The organism is Amycolatopsis sp. NPDC114505, assembly GCF_055633615.1.
The window spans coordinates 1,103,024-1,116,656 of the sequence record NZ_JBVKDV010000003.1 but is presented as its reverse complement, the minus strand read 5'-3'; the positions used below and the strand labels follow the sequence as shown (position 1 = coordinate 1,116,656).

Genomic DNA, 13,633 nt, shown 5'->3' with positions numbered 1-13,633 from the left:
GGCGGTTCAGATCTCGTCCCAGGGCACGGTTTCGTACGCCTTCGCGAGCAGCTCCACCGCGCGGTCCGCGGGCGGCAGCACGAGGTCGTCGACCGAGGTCACCGCCCGTCCGGGCGTCTCGGAGTTCGTCACGAACATCGCGTCGAAGCCGCGGAGGTCGGCGGGCCGGACTTCGCGCGTCTCCTGCGGGACACCCAGGCGGTGCAGGGCTTCCTTCTGCGCCAGCATCGTGATCCCCGGCAGTACTGCGGCCTCTGGCCACACGATCGTGTCGCCGGCCAGGAAACCGGCGTTCCAGACCGATGCCTCGCTGATCCGGCCCGCGGGATCGACGAACAGCGCGTCGTCGTACCCGGCCAGCTCGGCCTGGCGGGCGTGGTAGATCAAGCCGAACGTGCCGAGGTGCTTCACCTGCGGCAGATCCCGTTGGTAGCGCACGGTCCCCAGGCGCAGCGGCGCCGGGTCGGGCGGGTGCGGCGGGAGCGTCCGGACGAGGATCTCCGGCCGCATCGGCTCGTCGAACGAGCGCGTGAGCACCAGGACCCGGACCGAAAGGGCGGGTTCGCCGGCGATCGCCTGCCGGACGTGGGACCGCACCAGGTCGACGTCGAGGTCGGAGCCGAACAGCAGGCGGGTGCTCGTGGCCAGCCGTTCGAGGTGGAGCGCGAGCCCGCGGACCCGCCCGTCCCGGACCTGCATCGCGGTGAAGTGACCGTAGGAGGTCATTCCCGCGACGAAGGCGTCCGGGCCGAGCGGGTCCCCGTTCAGCTCGATGCGCCGTGTCACTACGAGACGGTGACGCCAGTGAACTTGACCTGCTTGGTCGGCGCCCCGGTGCCGTCCTGCGGGTTCGGGTTCGCGATGCCCGCCTTGGCGACCGCGTCGAGCACCTTCAGGCCCTCGTCGCTGATGCTGCCGAACACCGAGTAGTCCGCCGGAAGGCCTTCGGCGCTGCCGTAGACCATGAAGAACTGGCTGCCGCCGGAGTTCGGGGCGGACGTCTTCGCCATCGCGAGGATGCCGCGGCCGTACTTGATCTCCGGGAACGCCTCGTCCGGCATCGTGTAGCCGGGGCCACCCTGGCCGTCCTGGGTCGGGTCGCCGGTCGCCGACGGGTCACCGCACTGCAGCATCTGCAGGCCCTCGGTGCCCAGCCGGTGGCACATGGTGTCGTTGTAGAAGTTCTGCTTCGCGAGGCTGATGAAGCTCTGCACCGCGCAGGGCGCGAGCGCCCGGTCGAGCGTCAGCGGGATGTCGCCCGCCGTGCTCTTCAGCGTCACGTTCACCGTGCCGGTCGACGCGACGTTCTTGCCGTCGGGCAGGTTCACCTTCTTCGGCGCCTTGCCCGTCGTGTCGGCCTTGAAGTCGCACGTCGTCGGGTTCGGCAGCGCGGTCGTCCGCTTCGGCAGCGCCGTGCGCTGCGTCGGGATCTGGAGGTCGGTCGGCGGCGGCGCGGCCGACGACGACGCCGCGGTGTCGGTGCTGTCACCGCCGTTGGCGCTCACGATCCACACCACCACGCCCGCGACGACGAGCACGGCCACGCCGACGACACCAGCGCCGATCCTCCTGCGTCGCTTCTGCTGCTCCAATCGGCGCTCGAGCTGCCTCTCGAGCTTGCGCTTCGCAGCTTCGCGGCGCTGCTGGTTGGTCGCCACCCCGTACCCTCCAGGTTTCCGCTTGTGTCACACGTCTGAGGTAGCGGCAGTGTATGGGCACAGCCTGTGAGGACCATGTACAGGGCCCGCTAGTCTCAACCCGATCGTGATCGGCGCCATCCGGCGCGGATGTCCGGGAGGCGTTCGGTGCTCGTCGTCGGGTTCGGCAGCGGCCCGCTGCAGGCCAACTGCTACCTGCTGGCGGAGGCCGCCGGCGGGCCGTGCGTGGTCGTGGATCCGGGGCAGGAGGTGGCCGCTCCGCTGGCCGGAGCGCTCGCGGAACACCGGCTGGTCCCGGCGGCGCTCGTCGCCACCCACGGGCACCCCGACCACGTCGCTTCGGCCGCGTCGCTGTCGGCCGAGCACGGCGTCCCGCTGCACCTGCACCCCGCCGACGCTGCGCTGTACGACGGCGAGAGCGTGCCGCTCGGTTCGGGCACTTTCGCCGGTTTGGCCGTCGATGTCCGGCACCTGCCCGGGCACACGCCCGGCTCGGTGGTGCTGGGCCTGGAGACCTCGGAGGGCGGCCGGCTCGCGCTGACCGGCGACACGCTGTTCGCCGGGTCGGTCGGCCGCGGCGCCGACCCGGAGGCGGTGCTCGCACTGCTGGAGGGCCTGCCGGACGACACGGTGGTGCTGCCGGGCCACGGCCCGGCGACGACGATCGGCCGGGAACGCGCGGGCAACCCGTTCCTCGCCGGGACGGGGGCGTGAGCATGGCCGAGGAGCAGCCGGAACGGGTGGCGCTGTTCGAGGAGGACCCGCGCGGCCGCCGTCGCCGCGGGACCTCGGGCGTCATCGGCGTGGTGATCGTCGCCGCGGCGTTCGGCGGCGTCGCGGGCCTCATCGGCGGGACCCTGATCGGGTTGATCGTCGCGCTGGTGATCGCGCTGCCGCTGCTGTACGTGATGGCGGTCAGCATCCGCCGCCGCGTCTGGCTGGAGGGCTCCACGCTGCTCGTGCGCACCTGGGGGCTGCGCCGGGTCGACCTGGTCGCCGCGACGCGCCTCGACCTGGTGATCGGCGACGTCCGGGGCTCCCGCACGGTCAGCCTGCTGGTCAACGCCGGCCAGCGGGGCAAGGTGGGGAAGGTGGACCTCGCCGTGTTCTCCGGGACGGGCGGGCGCGAGCTGGGCATCCTGCAGCTGCGGAAGCTGGCGAACGCGCTGATGAACAACGTCGAGGCGAACGGCCTCGTGTTCGGCGAGCTGCTGGTCGCCGAGCTGAAGGCCGAAGCGCGCGGCTCCGGTGTGGCCGACCGCCCGCTCTACCGGCTGGCGTCGGTGGCGCCGTCGGGCAAGTACGTGCAGCGGTTCACGATGGAGGCCGTCAGCCGGTTCGTGGCGACTCTCGACTGAGCTCTTCGTCGGCCTCGCGGAGCTGTTCGAGCTGGTAGACGAGCTCCGGCACCTCCTGCGCGATGTACGCGGCCAGGCGCTCGACGTGGTGCAGGGTGGCGCGGACGTCGTCGAGGGCGGCCGCGATCCGGGGCAGGGACTCGACGGCCTGGACGGTGGCCGTGACCACCCGCAGCGCGCCCCGCACGAGGCACCGCGGTCCGGCGAGCAGGAACATGGCGCCTCCCGGGTCGGCTGCCGCCTTCCTACCGCGTTCTCGCTGGTCGGCCGCGCTCGGGGTGCGCCGGTGTTACGGGTGGGACGGAACGGCCTTCTTGGTGCTGCTGAGGTACCCGGCGGGCTCGCGTGAGGCGATCAGCGCGGCCAGGACCGTCGTCACCGGGACGGCCGCCACGATGCCGACGCTGCCGGCGAGCGTCCGGATGATCTCCTGCGCGATCTCCTCGCTGCCGAGCAGCGCACCCAGCCCGACGCCGGAGATCGACGAGTACAGCAGCACCGGCAGCGCGGCCCCGGCGTAGGCCATCACGAGCGTGTTGACCGCCGAACCGACGTGGTCGCGGCCGATCCGCAGGCCCGAGCGGTACAGCTCCTGCCAGCTCAGGTCCGGGTTGGCCCGGCGCAGCTCCCAGACGGCGCTGGTCTGGGTGACGGTGACGTCGTCGAGCACGCCGAGCGCACCGATCACGACGCCGGCGAGCAGCAGGCCGCGCGAGTCGATGCCGTGGCCCAGTGAGCCGATCAGGGTCGACGTGCTGTCGTCGAGCCCGGTCAGCGACGCCGCGGCGGAGAAGATCGCCGACAGGACGCCGATGAGGGCGAGGCTGGCGAGCGTGCCGAGGACCGCCGCGGACGTTCTCGCCGTCAGCCCGTGGGTCAGGTAGAGCGCGATGAACATGATCGCGCCGGAGCCGGCGATGGCCACGACCAGCGGGTTCTCGCCGGCGAGGATGGCCGGGAGGATGAACAGCGCGATCACGAGGAAGGACAGGCCGAGCGCGACGAGCGCGGCGAGGCCCTGCCAGCGGCCGAGCACCAGCACCGCGACCGCGAAGAGCGCGGCGAGCAGGAGCAGCGGGGTGCCGCGCTGGAAGTCGACCAGCTGGAAGCTCGCCGGGTCGTTCGCGTTCCCGCCGTTGTAGGCGAGCACGACGGCGTCGCCCGCGCTGAACCGCGGGGTGCTCGGCTCGATCGGCACGGTCAGCTTGAGCTGCTTCCCGCTCGCCGGGCCGTCGGTCATGGTGAGGTCGGCGGTCAGGCAGGGTTTCGCGTTCGGGTCCGTCTGGTCGCCGACCTGCACCTGGCCCTGGGCGAGGCACGGGCCCGTATTGGTGGCGGTGATGTTCGCGGCCACGGGCGTGCCCTGCGGGACGACGCTCGTCGGGTCCGGTTTGCCCCAGGGGTAGAGCACGATCATGCCGACGACGGTCGCCAGCGCGAGGGGCGCGAGCATCCAGATCAGCAGGAGCCGGACCCGTTTCGACGCCGGGGCGGCGGGTCCGTGGCCGTGCCCATGGCCGTGCCCGTGTCCGGTCTCGGGTTCGGGCTTTTTCGCGGGGCGCGGCTTGGCCGGGACCCGCTGGGGTCCGGTGTCGCCGCGGCGAGCTGCGCGCTGGGGCCCGGTGTCGGTCCGCTTGTCGCCGGTGGGGACGCGCTGGGCGCCGGTGTTCGGGACCCGCTGCGGTCCGGTGTCGGTGCGGCGGCGCGCGCCCTCGGGCGGCGTCCGGCGGACGGGTTTCCGGGGCGTTCCGCCCGGCGAAGCGGACACGTCGTCCGTGATCCGGCGAATCGGGCCGGTTGCGTCGTCGTCCAGGTCGGGGCGGTCCACGCGCACATCCTGACAGCGGGATCCGCCGTCCCGCGCGAGGGGCCGCCGACGGCCCGGTTCGTCCGGATGCGCCGTGTCGTCCATCCGGATACGCGTGTCGTCCGTCCAGGTACGCGTGTCGGCCATCGCGGTCCGGGTACGGGAACGGACGACACGCGTACTCAGCCGGACGACACGCGTACGCCGATGGACGACACGGCGTCAGCTGTGGGTCTGGCGGACGTGGACCCGGCGGTAGGCCGACGGTGGGGTGTCGAAGTGGTCGAGGAAGGCCTGCCGCAGGGTCTCCGTCGAGCCGAAGCCGCAGCGGCGGGCGATCGTCGCCAGCGGGAGGTCGCTGCCGGACAGGAGCCGGGCCGCGTGCTCGGTGCGGATCGTGCGGACGTACTTGCCCGGCGTCGTACCGAGGTGCGCGTCGAACAGGCGGGTCAGCTGGCGGGTGCTGATCCCCGCGCGGGCCGCCAGCGCCGGTGTGCCGAGGTCTTCGTCGAGGTGCTCGGCGATGTACGCGGTCAGGTCGCGGACCTCGCGGTGCTCCGGCGGCGGGCCGGCCAGGAACAGGCTGACCTGGGCCTGGTTCCCCGGCCGCTGCAGGTACGTCACCAGCGAACGGGCCACCTCGCGGGCCAGCGTCGGCCCGTGGTCGGCCTCGACGAGCGCCATGGTCAGGTCGAGCCCGCTGGTGACCCCGGCGGCCGTGTAGACGTTGCCGTGCCGGATGTAGAGCGGCACCGGATCCACCGTCACCGCCGGGTAGGCCTCCGCCAGCTTCGCCGCCCAGCGCCAGTGGGTCGTCGCGCGGCGGCCGTTGAGCAGGCCCGCCGCGGCGAGCACCTCCGCGCCCGTGCAGACCGACGCCACCCGCCGGCTGCTCTGGGCGAGCCGTCGGATGTGGGCCAGCACGCGCTCGTCGGACGCCGCCGTCGTGCTGCCCCAGCCGCCCGCGACGACCAGGGTGTCGAGCTCGCCCGCCACCTGGTCGAGCCGCAGGTGCGGCTGCAGGATCAGGCCGGAGCAGGTGGGGATGGCCTGGCCGTCGATGGTGGCCAGCCGGATCTCGTACGGCGGGCGGGCGCCGTGGCGGTTGGCGGCGTCGAGGACGTCCGCCGGGCAGGCGACGTCCAGCAGCTCCACGTCGGGAAATCCGACGATCGTGACCCGTCTGGGTGAACCTGCCATGATCGCACGCTAGCAGCCGGACCGGCCTTCGGACGCGGTTCGCAGGATTCCGGACATCCGCGTCCGCCGCGCCGGCGGCCCCCGCCAGGGTGAGGGCCATGACCGCTGAGCAGAAGACCCTCGCCTTCGTCGTCTACCCGGGCCTGACGCCGCTGGACCTGGTGGGCCCGCTCCAGGTGCTGAGTGCCCTGGCCCAGCTGGACGCGACCTACCGGACCGTCGTCGTGGGCGCCACGAAGGACACCGTCGGCACCGACACGCCGCTGAGCGTCGCGCCGAGCCACACCTTCGACGAGGTGCCGTCGCCGTACGCGGTGCTGGTGCCCGGCGGCACCGTGCCGACGCTTCAGGCGATGTCCGACGAGCGCCTCCTCGCCTGGCTGCGGACCGCGGCCGCCGGCGCCGAGCTGGTGACGTCGGTCTGTACCGGCTCGATGATCCTCGGCGCGGCCGGGCTCCTCGAGGGCAAGCGGGCGACGACGCACTGGATGTTCCGAGACCTGCTGACCGGGCTGGGCGCGACGCCGGTCGCCCGGCGCTGGGTCGAGGACGGCCGGGTGATCACCGCGGCGGGCGTCTCGGCCGGCATCGACCTGGCGCTGCACCTGGTCGAACGGCTGGCCGGGCGGCAGATCGCGACGAACGTCCAGTTCGCCATCGAGTACGACCCGGAACCGCCGCAGGGCGGCCTGGACTGGGCGAACCAGCCCTACGGCGACCTCAAGCCGCTGCGCGAGCACACGCTGCGGGCCGGGCTCGCGGACAACCCGGAGCTCCTGGGCAAACTGCTCGCGCACACCTGAACCAACGTCGTCGGCCATCCGGGTGATCGGGCGGAATGCCAGGCATCCGAGGGCTACATTCACCCCCGCTCGATCAGGTGATCTCGCGGGTGAGGTGTAGCCGTGCGGTTCCAGGTCCTCGGCCCGATGACGGCCTCCGTCGTGCTGCCGTCGGCGGCCCAGCCGCGGCGGCTGCTCGCCGTCCTGCTCGCGCGCGCCGGTCAGTACGTCGGCCGCGACACCCTGGTCGACGAGCTGTGGCCGGACGGCGCGCCGTCCAGCGCCGCGGCGATCGTGCAGGTCACCGTGTCGAAGCTGCGCAAGACGCTCTCGCCGGGGCTCGGGACCGCCGAGGCCGGGCAGCGCCTGCTCTCGGGGCCGCGGGGCTACGCGCTGGCCGTCGAGCCGGGGGAGCTGGACGCGGACGACTTCGTGACGCTGCTGGCCTCGGGCGCCGACGACCGGGCGCAGCGCCGGCGCGCGCTCGAACGGGCGCTGGCGTGCTGGCGGGGTGACGCCTTCGCCGACGTCGCGGGCGGGCCGCTGCTGGAGGCGCACAAGCTGTGGCTGGAGGACCGGCGCTCGGCGGCGTTGCTGCAGCTGGTGGAGCTGGAGCTCGCCGACGGGGACGGCCGGGCCGTCGTCGAGCGGCTCGACCCGGTCGTCGCGGCCCGCCCCGCCGACGAGCGGTTCGCCGCCCGGCTCGCGTCCGCGCTCGGCGCCGTCGGCCGTCGCGAGTCGGCGCTGGAGGTGCTCCGGCGGACGCGGCGGGCGCTCTGGGAAGAGGCGGGCGTCTGGCCGGGCGACGACCTCGTCGCGGTGTACCGCCGGATCGCCGGCACCGACTGGACGACGCCGGGGCCGCCCGCCCAGCTGCCGCCGGCCGTGCCCGACTTCACCGGCCGCGCGGGCGAGCTCGCCGACGTCGGCCGGGCCCTGCGCGGCCCGGGCCCGGTGGTGCTGCACGGGGCCGCCGGCGCGGGGAAGTCCGCGCTGGCCGTCCAGGCGGCGTGGCGGGCGCGCCGCCGGTTCCCCGACGGCCAGCTGACGGCGTCGCTGCGGGACGCGGACCCGGCGACCGTGCTGGCCGGCTTCCTGCGCCTGCTCGGCGCGACGCCCGCGGAGCTGGCCGACCGCGCGGGCCTGACCGGGCTGTGGCGCGGCTACACCGCGGACCGGCGGCTGCTGGTGCTGCTGGAGGACGTGACCAGCGAGGCCCAGGTGCGGGCGCTGCTGCCGAGCGGACCCGGCTGCGCGACGCTGGTCACGGCGCGCCGTGAGCTGCCGGGCTTGTGTGGAGCGCGGCCGGTTCCGGTCGTCGGACTGTCTACAGAGGACGCCTGGGCGTTGCTCGCGGCGATCGCGGGCGAGGCGCGTCTGCGGGCGGAACCCGAAGCGGCGCAACGACTTCTCGGCCACTGTGCCGGGCTGGCGCTGGCGGTCCGGATCGCCGGGGCGAAACTGGCGGCGCGGCCGAACCTGCGCGTGGCCGACCTCGCGGCCCGCCTCGCCGACGACCGCCGCCGGCTCGACGAGCTGTCCACGGGCGATCTCGCGGTGCGGACCGTGGTGACGTCGTCGCTGCGGGAAAGGCCGGCGCCGGACCGGTATCTGCTGCGTTTGCTGGCGGCTTTCGCCGGTCCGGTACCGGATTGGTGCGCCGCGGCGCTGCTGGACTGCCCTCTGGACGAGGCCCGCGCCCGGCTCGACACGCTGGCCGGCGCCCACCTGCTGGACCCGGCCGGGACGCACTGGGCGGTGGCCCCGTTCGCCCGGCTGGTGCTGACGGAGGGGGCGGCGCCGGAGACGGACGGGGTCGCGCTGCGCCGTGCGTGCGAGGTCACGCTCGCCCTCGCGGAGCGCACGCGGGGGGAGGCCGGTGGTGGCCTGGTGGGGGAAGGGACCGCGCGCGGGTCGTATGGTCCGGCCGGGCTTGCCCGGGGTGACGCCGGTGATGGCCCGGCAAGACCGGAGGTCGTGCGCGGGTCGCGTGGTGCCGCCGATCCCGTGGGCTGGGCCGCCGCGGAGACCGCGCACCTCGCCGCCGCCGCGAGGCTGGCCGGCGCCCACGGCTGGCACGACCTCACCGAACGCCTCGCCGACGCGTGCACCGCCCTGGCCGGCACCCCGTGGCTCGGCAACACCGCCCGCGCCGTGTCGGTCCTCGGCCTCGCCGCCGCCCGGCGCAGGCAAGACCCGCACGCCGAAGCCGAAAAGCTCTACAACCTCGGCTCGGTCCACCTCCAGCACGGCCGCGGACGGCAGGCGCGCAACTACTTCGTCATGGCCGAGAACCGCTTCCGGCAGCTGGACGACCCGCAAGGCACCGGCGCCGTGCTGGCCGCGCTCGCCGACGTCGACCTCGACGGGGGTGATCCGCGGGCCGCCGAAGCCGCGCTCGTCGAGGCACTCGACCTGCTGCGTCAGTGCGGCGATCGTCATGGGCAGGCTGCCGCGGCGGCGCAGCTGGGCTCGCTGGCCGAGGACGTCGGGGACGTGCGACGCGCCGTCGAGAGCTTCGAGGTCAGCATGCTGCTCGCGCGGGAATGCGACGACGGTCGCTGGCACGATCACGCCGCCAAGCGCTATGCCGATGTCCTGCGCCGGCACGGTGGCTGTGACCAGGCCGCCGACCTGCTCACCGGTGCTCTCGGCGGTGCCGTCCGGACCCGGGAGCGGCATTGGGAGGCCCACGTCCTGCGCAGCCTCGGCGACCTGCACACCGACGCGGGAGAGCTCGGCCACGGCGAACGCTGCCTGACGCGCTCGCTGGCGCTGTTCGAGCAGATCGGGCACCGGCACGCCGCCGCCTACACCCACCGCTCCCTCGCCGAGCTGCGCCGCCGCACCGGTGATCCGGCGGGCGCGCGGTGGCACCTGCGGGTCGCGATGGGGGTGTTCCGGGAGCTGCGGGACCGCCGCGGTGCCGGGTACACCCTGCTCAGCCTCGGCCGGACGCACGCCGACGAGGGGGCCGGACCGGAGGCCGCGCGGCTGCTGCGGACGTCGGCGGGGCTGTTCGAGGAGCTCGGGTTCCCGCTGTGGGAGCTGCGCGCGCTGCGGGAGCTCACCGCCGTCACCAGTGAATCCCCGGCACGGGACCGGACTCGTGAAGTCTTGACGAAGATCAGGACCTGACGCGCTCCCGCCGGGGTCCGCGGCGCCGCCGTTTGGCGAAGTTATGGCCGTCCCGATTTGGCTGCCGCCGTCTGAGATCGTCGCAGGAGAAGGAGCAAGGCATGCCGGGACAACGGATGCTCGCGCGCGTGGCGGTGGGGCTGACCGCTTCGGCCGCGATGGTGGTCGCGACCATCGGCACGGCGTCGGCGAGCGTCGAGGTCACCAAGCTCAGCCAGTCGGCCGCCGCGTCGCAGCTGTCCGCCGCCGGGGTCACGCACTCGTCGAGCGGGGGCTGCACCACGCGGTCGAACTCGACCTGCACGTCCTACGAGCAGATCAACCAGACCACGGTCACCGGGGTGATCACGCTGAAGCGGGCGAGCGGCTGCGCGGTCAACATCACCGGCGGCACCGAGGTCGGCCACGCGTCGGGCACCTACAGCCACTACAACGGCTACAAGGTCGACATCGCCCACAACAGCTGCATCGACAACTACATCAAGAACACCTTCAGCTACATCGGGCTGCGCGGCGACGGCTACCCGCAGTGGAAGGCCGGCTCCGGCAACCTCTACTGCGACGAGGGCAACCACTGGGACATCACGTACTACACCTGCGGCTGCTGACGTCCGGTGCCGGGGCCTGCCCGTCACGAGGGCTGCGGGCAGTTCCCGGTTACCGGCCGAGACCGCCGGGTACCTCTCCGGAGTGAAGACGACTTCGAGCGGCAGCCGGACGGCCGTGTCCGCGGGCCTCGTGGTGCTCGCCGGTGTCTACCTCGTGCTCGCGCCCTGGATCGCCGGGTTCGGCGGGGCTGGCGTGCTCGCGCTGAGCAACACCGTCGTCGGCCTGGTCCTGGTCGCGCTGGCGATCGCACGGCGCGCGCGGCTCCTGGGCTGGGTCGTGCCCGTGCTCGGCGCCTGGGCCGCGCTTTCGCCGTGGCTGCTGCGGTCCGCGGCGGAGACGCAGCCGTCGGCGGCCGCGTTCGCCGGCAACGTCGTCGCCGGCGCTGTGGTCGTCGTGGCGGGAGTCGTCGTGGTCCGCGGCGCCTGACCCCTTGCGCAGCAGGGGAGACGAGCCCACCGCTCCCCGGTTCGTACGGTCGTTCGCACGACCGGAACGAGCATGGGAGCACGATGACCCTGGCAGAATCGGCGCGGCCGGACTCGGCCGCCCGGCCCGCGGAACCCCGCCGCCTGGCGGCGCTGATCCTGCTCTGCGCGGCCAACTTCATGGTGATCCTCGACTCCCAGACCGTGATCATGGGCGTGCCGGTGATCGCGGCGGACCTCGGGCTCTCCCCGGTCGAAGCGCAGTGGATCCTCTCGGGCAACCTGCTGACGTTCGGCGGCCTGCTGCTGCTCGGCGGCCGGGCCGCGGACCTGCTCGGCCGCCGCAAGCTCTTCATGATCGGCACGGCGCTGTTCCTGCTGGTGTCCCTGCTTTCCGCGGTCGCCACCGGGGGTCCGCTGCTGCTGGCCGCGCGGTCGCTGCACGGGATTTCCGCGGCACTGATGGCACCGACGGCACTGGCGATCCTCACCGACACGTTCCCGGAGGGCCGCGCGCGCAACCGGGCGTTCGCCGCGTGGTCGGGGATCGCCGCGCTGGGCGCCACGATCGGCCTGCTGCTCGGCGGCGCGCTGCTCGACTGGTTCGGCTGGGAGAGCCTCTTCTACGTCAACGTCCCGGTCGCCGTGCTGATGCTGGTGCTGAGCCCGGTGCTGCTGCGGGAAAGCCGGGACCCCGCGGCGCACCGCACCTTCGACGTCGCGGGGGCGGTCCTCACCACCGCGGCACTGGGCCTGCTGGTGTACGTGCTGGTCGAAGCGCCCACCTGGGGCTGGACCAGCTTCCGCACGCTCGGCCTGGCGCTGGTCTTCGTGGCGCTGACCGCGGCGACCGTCGTCGTCGAGCGGCGGTCGGCGGCCCCGCTGCTGCCCGCCCGGTTGTTCCGGTCGGCCACCGTGGTCGGCGGCAACGTGCTGACGGCCCTGATGGCGATGCTCGCCTACGGGTTGTCGGTCATCCTTTCGCAGTACTCGCTGGGCGTGCTCGGCTACACGCCGATCGTGTTCGGGCTGAGCCAGTCCGCGATGCCGATCGCCGCGGTGATCGGCGCCTACGTCGGGCAGGCCGTACTGGCCCGGCGCGGCCTCCGCCCGGTCGCGGTGACCACCATGCTGCTGATGGGCGTCGGCAGCTTCCTGCTGACCGGGCTTTCGCCCGACTCCGGCTACCTGACGACCGTGCTGCCCGGCCTGGTCGTGTTCGGCCTGGGTCTCGGCATCGGCCCGGTCGTCCTGGCCTCGGCCGCGCTGAAGGGCGTCACCACGGCCGACGCGGGCATCGCCTCGGGGATCAACGTGGCGGCGTTCCAGGTCGGCGGCGCGCTCGGGGTCGCGGTGGTCTCGACGGTCGTCGCGACGAACATGGCGGCGAACCCCGGTCCGGCGGGCGCGCTCACCGGGTTCCACGCGGGGATGTTCGCCTGCGGCGGGATCGGGGCGGCCGGCGTGGTGGTCGCGTTCCTCCTGCTGAAGAACGCCCGGCGCGGGCAGCTCGTCGCCGTCCCGCGGATGCACTGACGGCGTCAGTTCCCGATGTACAGCCAGCTTCCGGAGTCGTCGCCGGGGCGGTACGCGCTGTCCGCCCGCTTCGCGACCACGCCCGGCAGGCCGTGCTGGCGGCTCGCGCCGAGCACGTCCTCGCCGCCGCCGAGGAAGTAGCGGGGGACCTGCCAGTGGCGGTCGGCCACCGGCAGGCCCTCCAGCAGCTCGCGGCGTTCGGTGTAGGGCAGCTCCAGCGTCGGCTTGCCGTCGAGGTGCAGGACGTCGCTGGCGAAGAAGAACACCGGGCAGTGCTTCTTGAGGCGCCTCGCCGCGTTGTCGTCGGCCCGGCGGCGTTCTTCGAGGCCTTCGGGGGAGGGCTTGCCGTCCTTGATCACGACCACTTCGCCGTCCAGCAGCACTTCCGTCGACCCGAGCTCTTCGCCCAGCTTGTGGAAGTCCGGGTAGCGGCTGGTGACGTCGGCACCGGTGTCGTCGTGCGCGGTGACGCGGCCGCCGGAGACCTGCAGCATCGTGCGCAGGCCGCCCCAGGCGAACTCGTAGGCCCACTCGCCGTCGTCCGCCGGGAGCTCGCCCGGGACCGCCGTCATCGGTTCGAGGAACTCCGGCGCGTCCTCGTGCCCCGGCTCGGCCGGGTCGAGGCGGCGCAGCGTCCAGTCGCGGTCGCCGTCGTCGCCGTGCCGGTTGAGGAAGACGTACTTGCCGCGCGCCCGCTCGCCGTGGAAGACGACCTCGACCTTGTGGTCGTTCCAGTGCAGGGTTTCGTACTTCCCGGTGTCCCACACGGTCATCCGGCCGCCGCCGTACTCGCCGGCCGGGATCTCCCCGGAGAACGTGAGGTACTCCATGGGATGGTCCTCGGTGTGTACCGCGAGCCGGTTCACCCCGGGCGCGAGCGGCAGGCCGCGTGGCACCGCCCACGACACGAGGACGCCGTCGCGTTCCAGCCGGAAGTCCCAGTGCAGCCGGGAGGCGTGGTGCTCCTGGATGACGAAGAGGTCGTCGTCCCCGGGCTCCGGCGGCCCGTCCGGCCAGGGTTCGGGGGTGCGGTCCTTCCCGCGTTTGCCGCGGTATTCGGTGAGCTTGTCCGCCATCGCCGCCCCGGTACCCCTTCCGCTCGACGAGCTTCCAGGGTACC

13 protein-coding genes are annotated in these 13,633 nt (G+C 73.5%); 7 read left to right on the top strand and 6 right to left on the bottom strand.

What is annotated here, in order from left to right; all coding sequences use genetic code 11:
* Positions 1-6: 6 nt before the first annotated feature.
* Together ACZ7OU_RS34475 and ACZ7OU_RS34470 are read right to left on the bottom strand one after the other, a co-directional pair.
* Positions 7-786 (bottom strand): aminotransferase class IV, encoded by a 780-nt coding sequence (locus tag ACZ7OU_RS34475; protein ID WP_470258426.1) that lies wholly within the window; start codon positions 784-786, stop codon positions 7-9.
* The gene (locus ACZ7OU_RS34470) at positions 786-1,658 is read right to left on the bottom strand and encodes a peptidylprolyl isomerase (protein WP_470244625.1); all 873 of its coding nucleotides are present in this window, start codon (positions 1,656-1,658) and stop codon (positions 786-788) included. The genes ACZ7OU_RS34475 and ACZ7OU_RS34470 overlap by 1 nt, the downstream gene beginning before the upstream one ends.
* A 147-nt stretch (positions 1,659-1,805) precedes the next feature.
* On the opposite strand from ACZ7OU_RS34470, the gene ACZ7OU_RS34465 reads away from it, so the two are divergent.
* Complete coding sequence (locus tag ACZ7OU_RS34465; protein ID WP_470259026.1) at positions 1,806-2,372, top strand: MBL fold metallo-hydrolase; 567 nt, start codon at positions 1,806-1,808, stop codon at positions 2,370-2,372.
* A gap of 2 nt (positions 2,373-2,374) precedes the next feature.
* Positions 2,375-3,016: a hypothetical protein gene (locus tag ACZ7OU_RS34460; protein WP_470244726.1), complete on the top strand. Its 642-nt coding sequence runs from the start codon at positions 2,375-2,377 to the stop codon at positions 3,014-3,016.
* On the opposite strand, the gene ACZ7OU_RS34455 is transcribed toward ACZ7OU_RS34460, so the two are convergent.
* The 3 genes from ACZ7OU_RS34455 to ACZ7OU_RS34445 all read right to left on the bottom strand — a co-directional run bounded on the left by ACZ7OU_RS34455 (position 2,988) and on the right by ACZ7OU_RS34445 (position 6,023).
* Positions 2,988-3,233 (bottom strand): hypothetical protein, encoded by a 246-nt coding sequence (locus tag ACZ7OU_RS34455; RefSeq protein WP_470244624.1) that lies wholly within the window; start codon positions 3,231-3,233, stop codon positions 2,988-2,990. The genes ACZ7OU_RS34460 and ACZ7OU_RS34455 overlap by 29 nt on opposite strands.
* 72 nt (positions 3,234-3,305) lie before the next feature.
* Positions 3,306-4,844, bottom strand: a complete 1,539-nt coding sequence (locus ACZ7OU_RS34450; protein ID WP_470258425.1) for a YibE/F family protein — start codon at positions 4,842-4,844, stop codon at positions 3,306-3,308.
* 201 nt (positions 4,845-5,045) lie between these two features.
* Positions 5,046-6,023, bottom strand: a complete 978-nt coding sequence (locus ACZ7OU_RS34445) for a GlxA family transcriptional regulator (RefSeq protein WP_470258424.1) — start codon at positions 6,021-6,023, stop codon at positions 5,046-5,048.
* A gap of 98 nt (positions 6,024-6,121) precedes the next feature.
* On the opposite strand from ACZ7OU_RS34445, the gene ACZ7OU_RS34440 reads away from it, so the two are divergent.
* From ACZ7OU_RS34440 to ACZ7OU_RS34420, 5 genes are all read left to right on the top strand, one after another.
* A complete protein-coding gene (locus tag ACZ7OU_RS34440; RefSeq protein WP_470258423.1) occupies positions 6,122-6,826 on the top strand; it encodes a DJ-1/PfpI family protein in 705 nt (234 codons plus the stop codon).
* A gap of 102 nt (positions 6,827-6,928) precedes the next feature.
* A complete protein-coding gene (locus ACZ7OU_RS34435) occupies positions 6,929-9,943 on the top strand; it encodes an AfsR/SARP family transcriptional regulator (protein WP_470258422.1) in 3,015 nt (1,004 codons plus the stop codon).
* Between the two features lie 101 nt (positions 9,944-10,044).
* A complete protein-coding gene (locus ACZ7OU_RS34430) occupies positions 10,045-10,551 on the top strand; it encodes a hypothetical protein (RefSeq protein WP_470258421.1) in 507 nt (168 codons plus the stop codon).
* A gap of 82 nt (positions 10,552-10,633) precedes the next feature.
* Complete coding sequence (locus ACZ7OU_RS34425) at positions 10,634-10,978, top strand: SPW repeat protein (RefSeq protein ID WP_470258420.1); 345 nt, start codon at positions 10,634-10,636, stop codon at positions 10,976-10,978.
* Between the two features lie 83 nt (positions 10,979-11,061).
* Positions 11,062-12,513 carry an MFS transporter gene (locus ACZ7OU_RS34420; RefSeq protein ID WP_470258419.1) on the top strand — a complete coding sequence of 484 codons (1,452 nt, stop codon included), beginning with the start codon at positions 11,062-11,064 and terminating at the stop codon, positions 12,511-12,513.
* Positions 12,514-12,518: 5 nt separating this feature from the next.
* Here ACZ7OU_RS34420 and ACZ7OU_RS34415 read toward each other — a convergent pair whose 3' ends face one another.
* Positions 12,519-13,589: a DNA polymerase ligase N-terminal domain-containing protein gene (locus ACZ7OU_RS34415; RefSeq protein ID WP_470258418.1), complete on the bottom strand. Its 1,071-nt coding sequence runs from the start codon at positions 13,587-13,589 to the stop codon at positions 12,519-12,521.
* Between the last annotated feature and the right edge of the window lie 44 nt (positions 13,590-13,633).

Coding starts and splice junctions, on each gene's coding strand:
- ACZ7OU_RS34460 (WP_470244726.1), top strand. CDS start 2,375: ATGGCCGAGGAGCAGCCGGAACGGGTGGCGCTGTTCGAGGAGGACCCG.
- ACZ7OU_RS34455 (WP_470244624.1), bottom strand. CDS start 3,233: ATGTTCCTGCTCGCCGGACCGCGGTGCCTCGTGCGGGGCGCGCTGCGG.
- ACZ7OU_RS34445 (WP_470258424.1), bottom strand. CDS start 6,023: ATGGCAGGTTCACCCAGACGGGTCACGATCGTCGGATTTCCCGACGTG.
- ACZ7OU_RS34440 (WP_470258423.1), top strand. CDS start 6,122: ATGACCGCTGAGCAGAAGACCCTCGCCTTCGTCGTCTACCCGGGCCTG.
- ACZ7OU_RS34430 (WP_470258421.1), top strand. CDS start 10,045: ATGCCGGGACAACGGATGCTCGCGCGCGTGGCGGTGGGGCTGACCGCT.
- ACZ7OU_RS34420 (WP_470258419.1), top strand. CDS start 11,062: ATGACCCTGGCAGAATCGGCGCGGCCGGACTCGGCCGCCCGGCCCGCG.
- ACZ7OU_RS34415 (WP_470258418.1), bottom strand. CDS start 13,589: ATGGCGGACAAGCTCACCGAATACCGCGGCAAACGCGGGAAGGACCGC.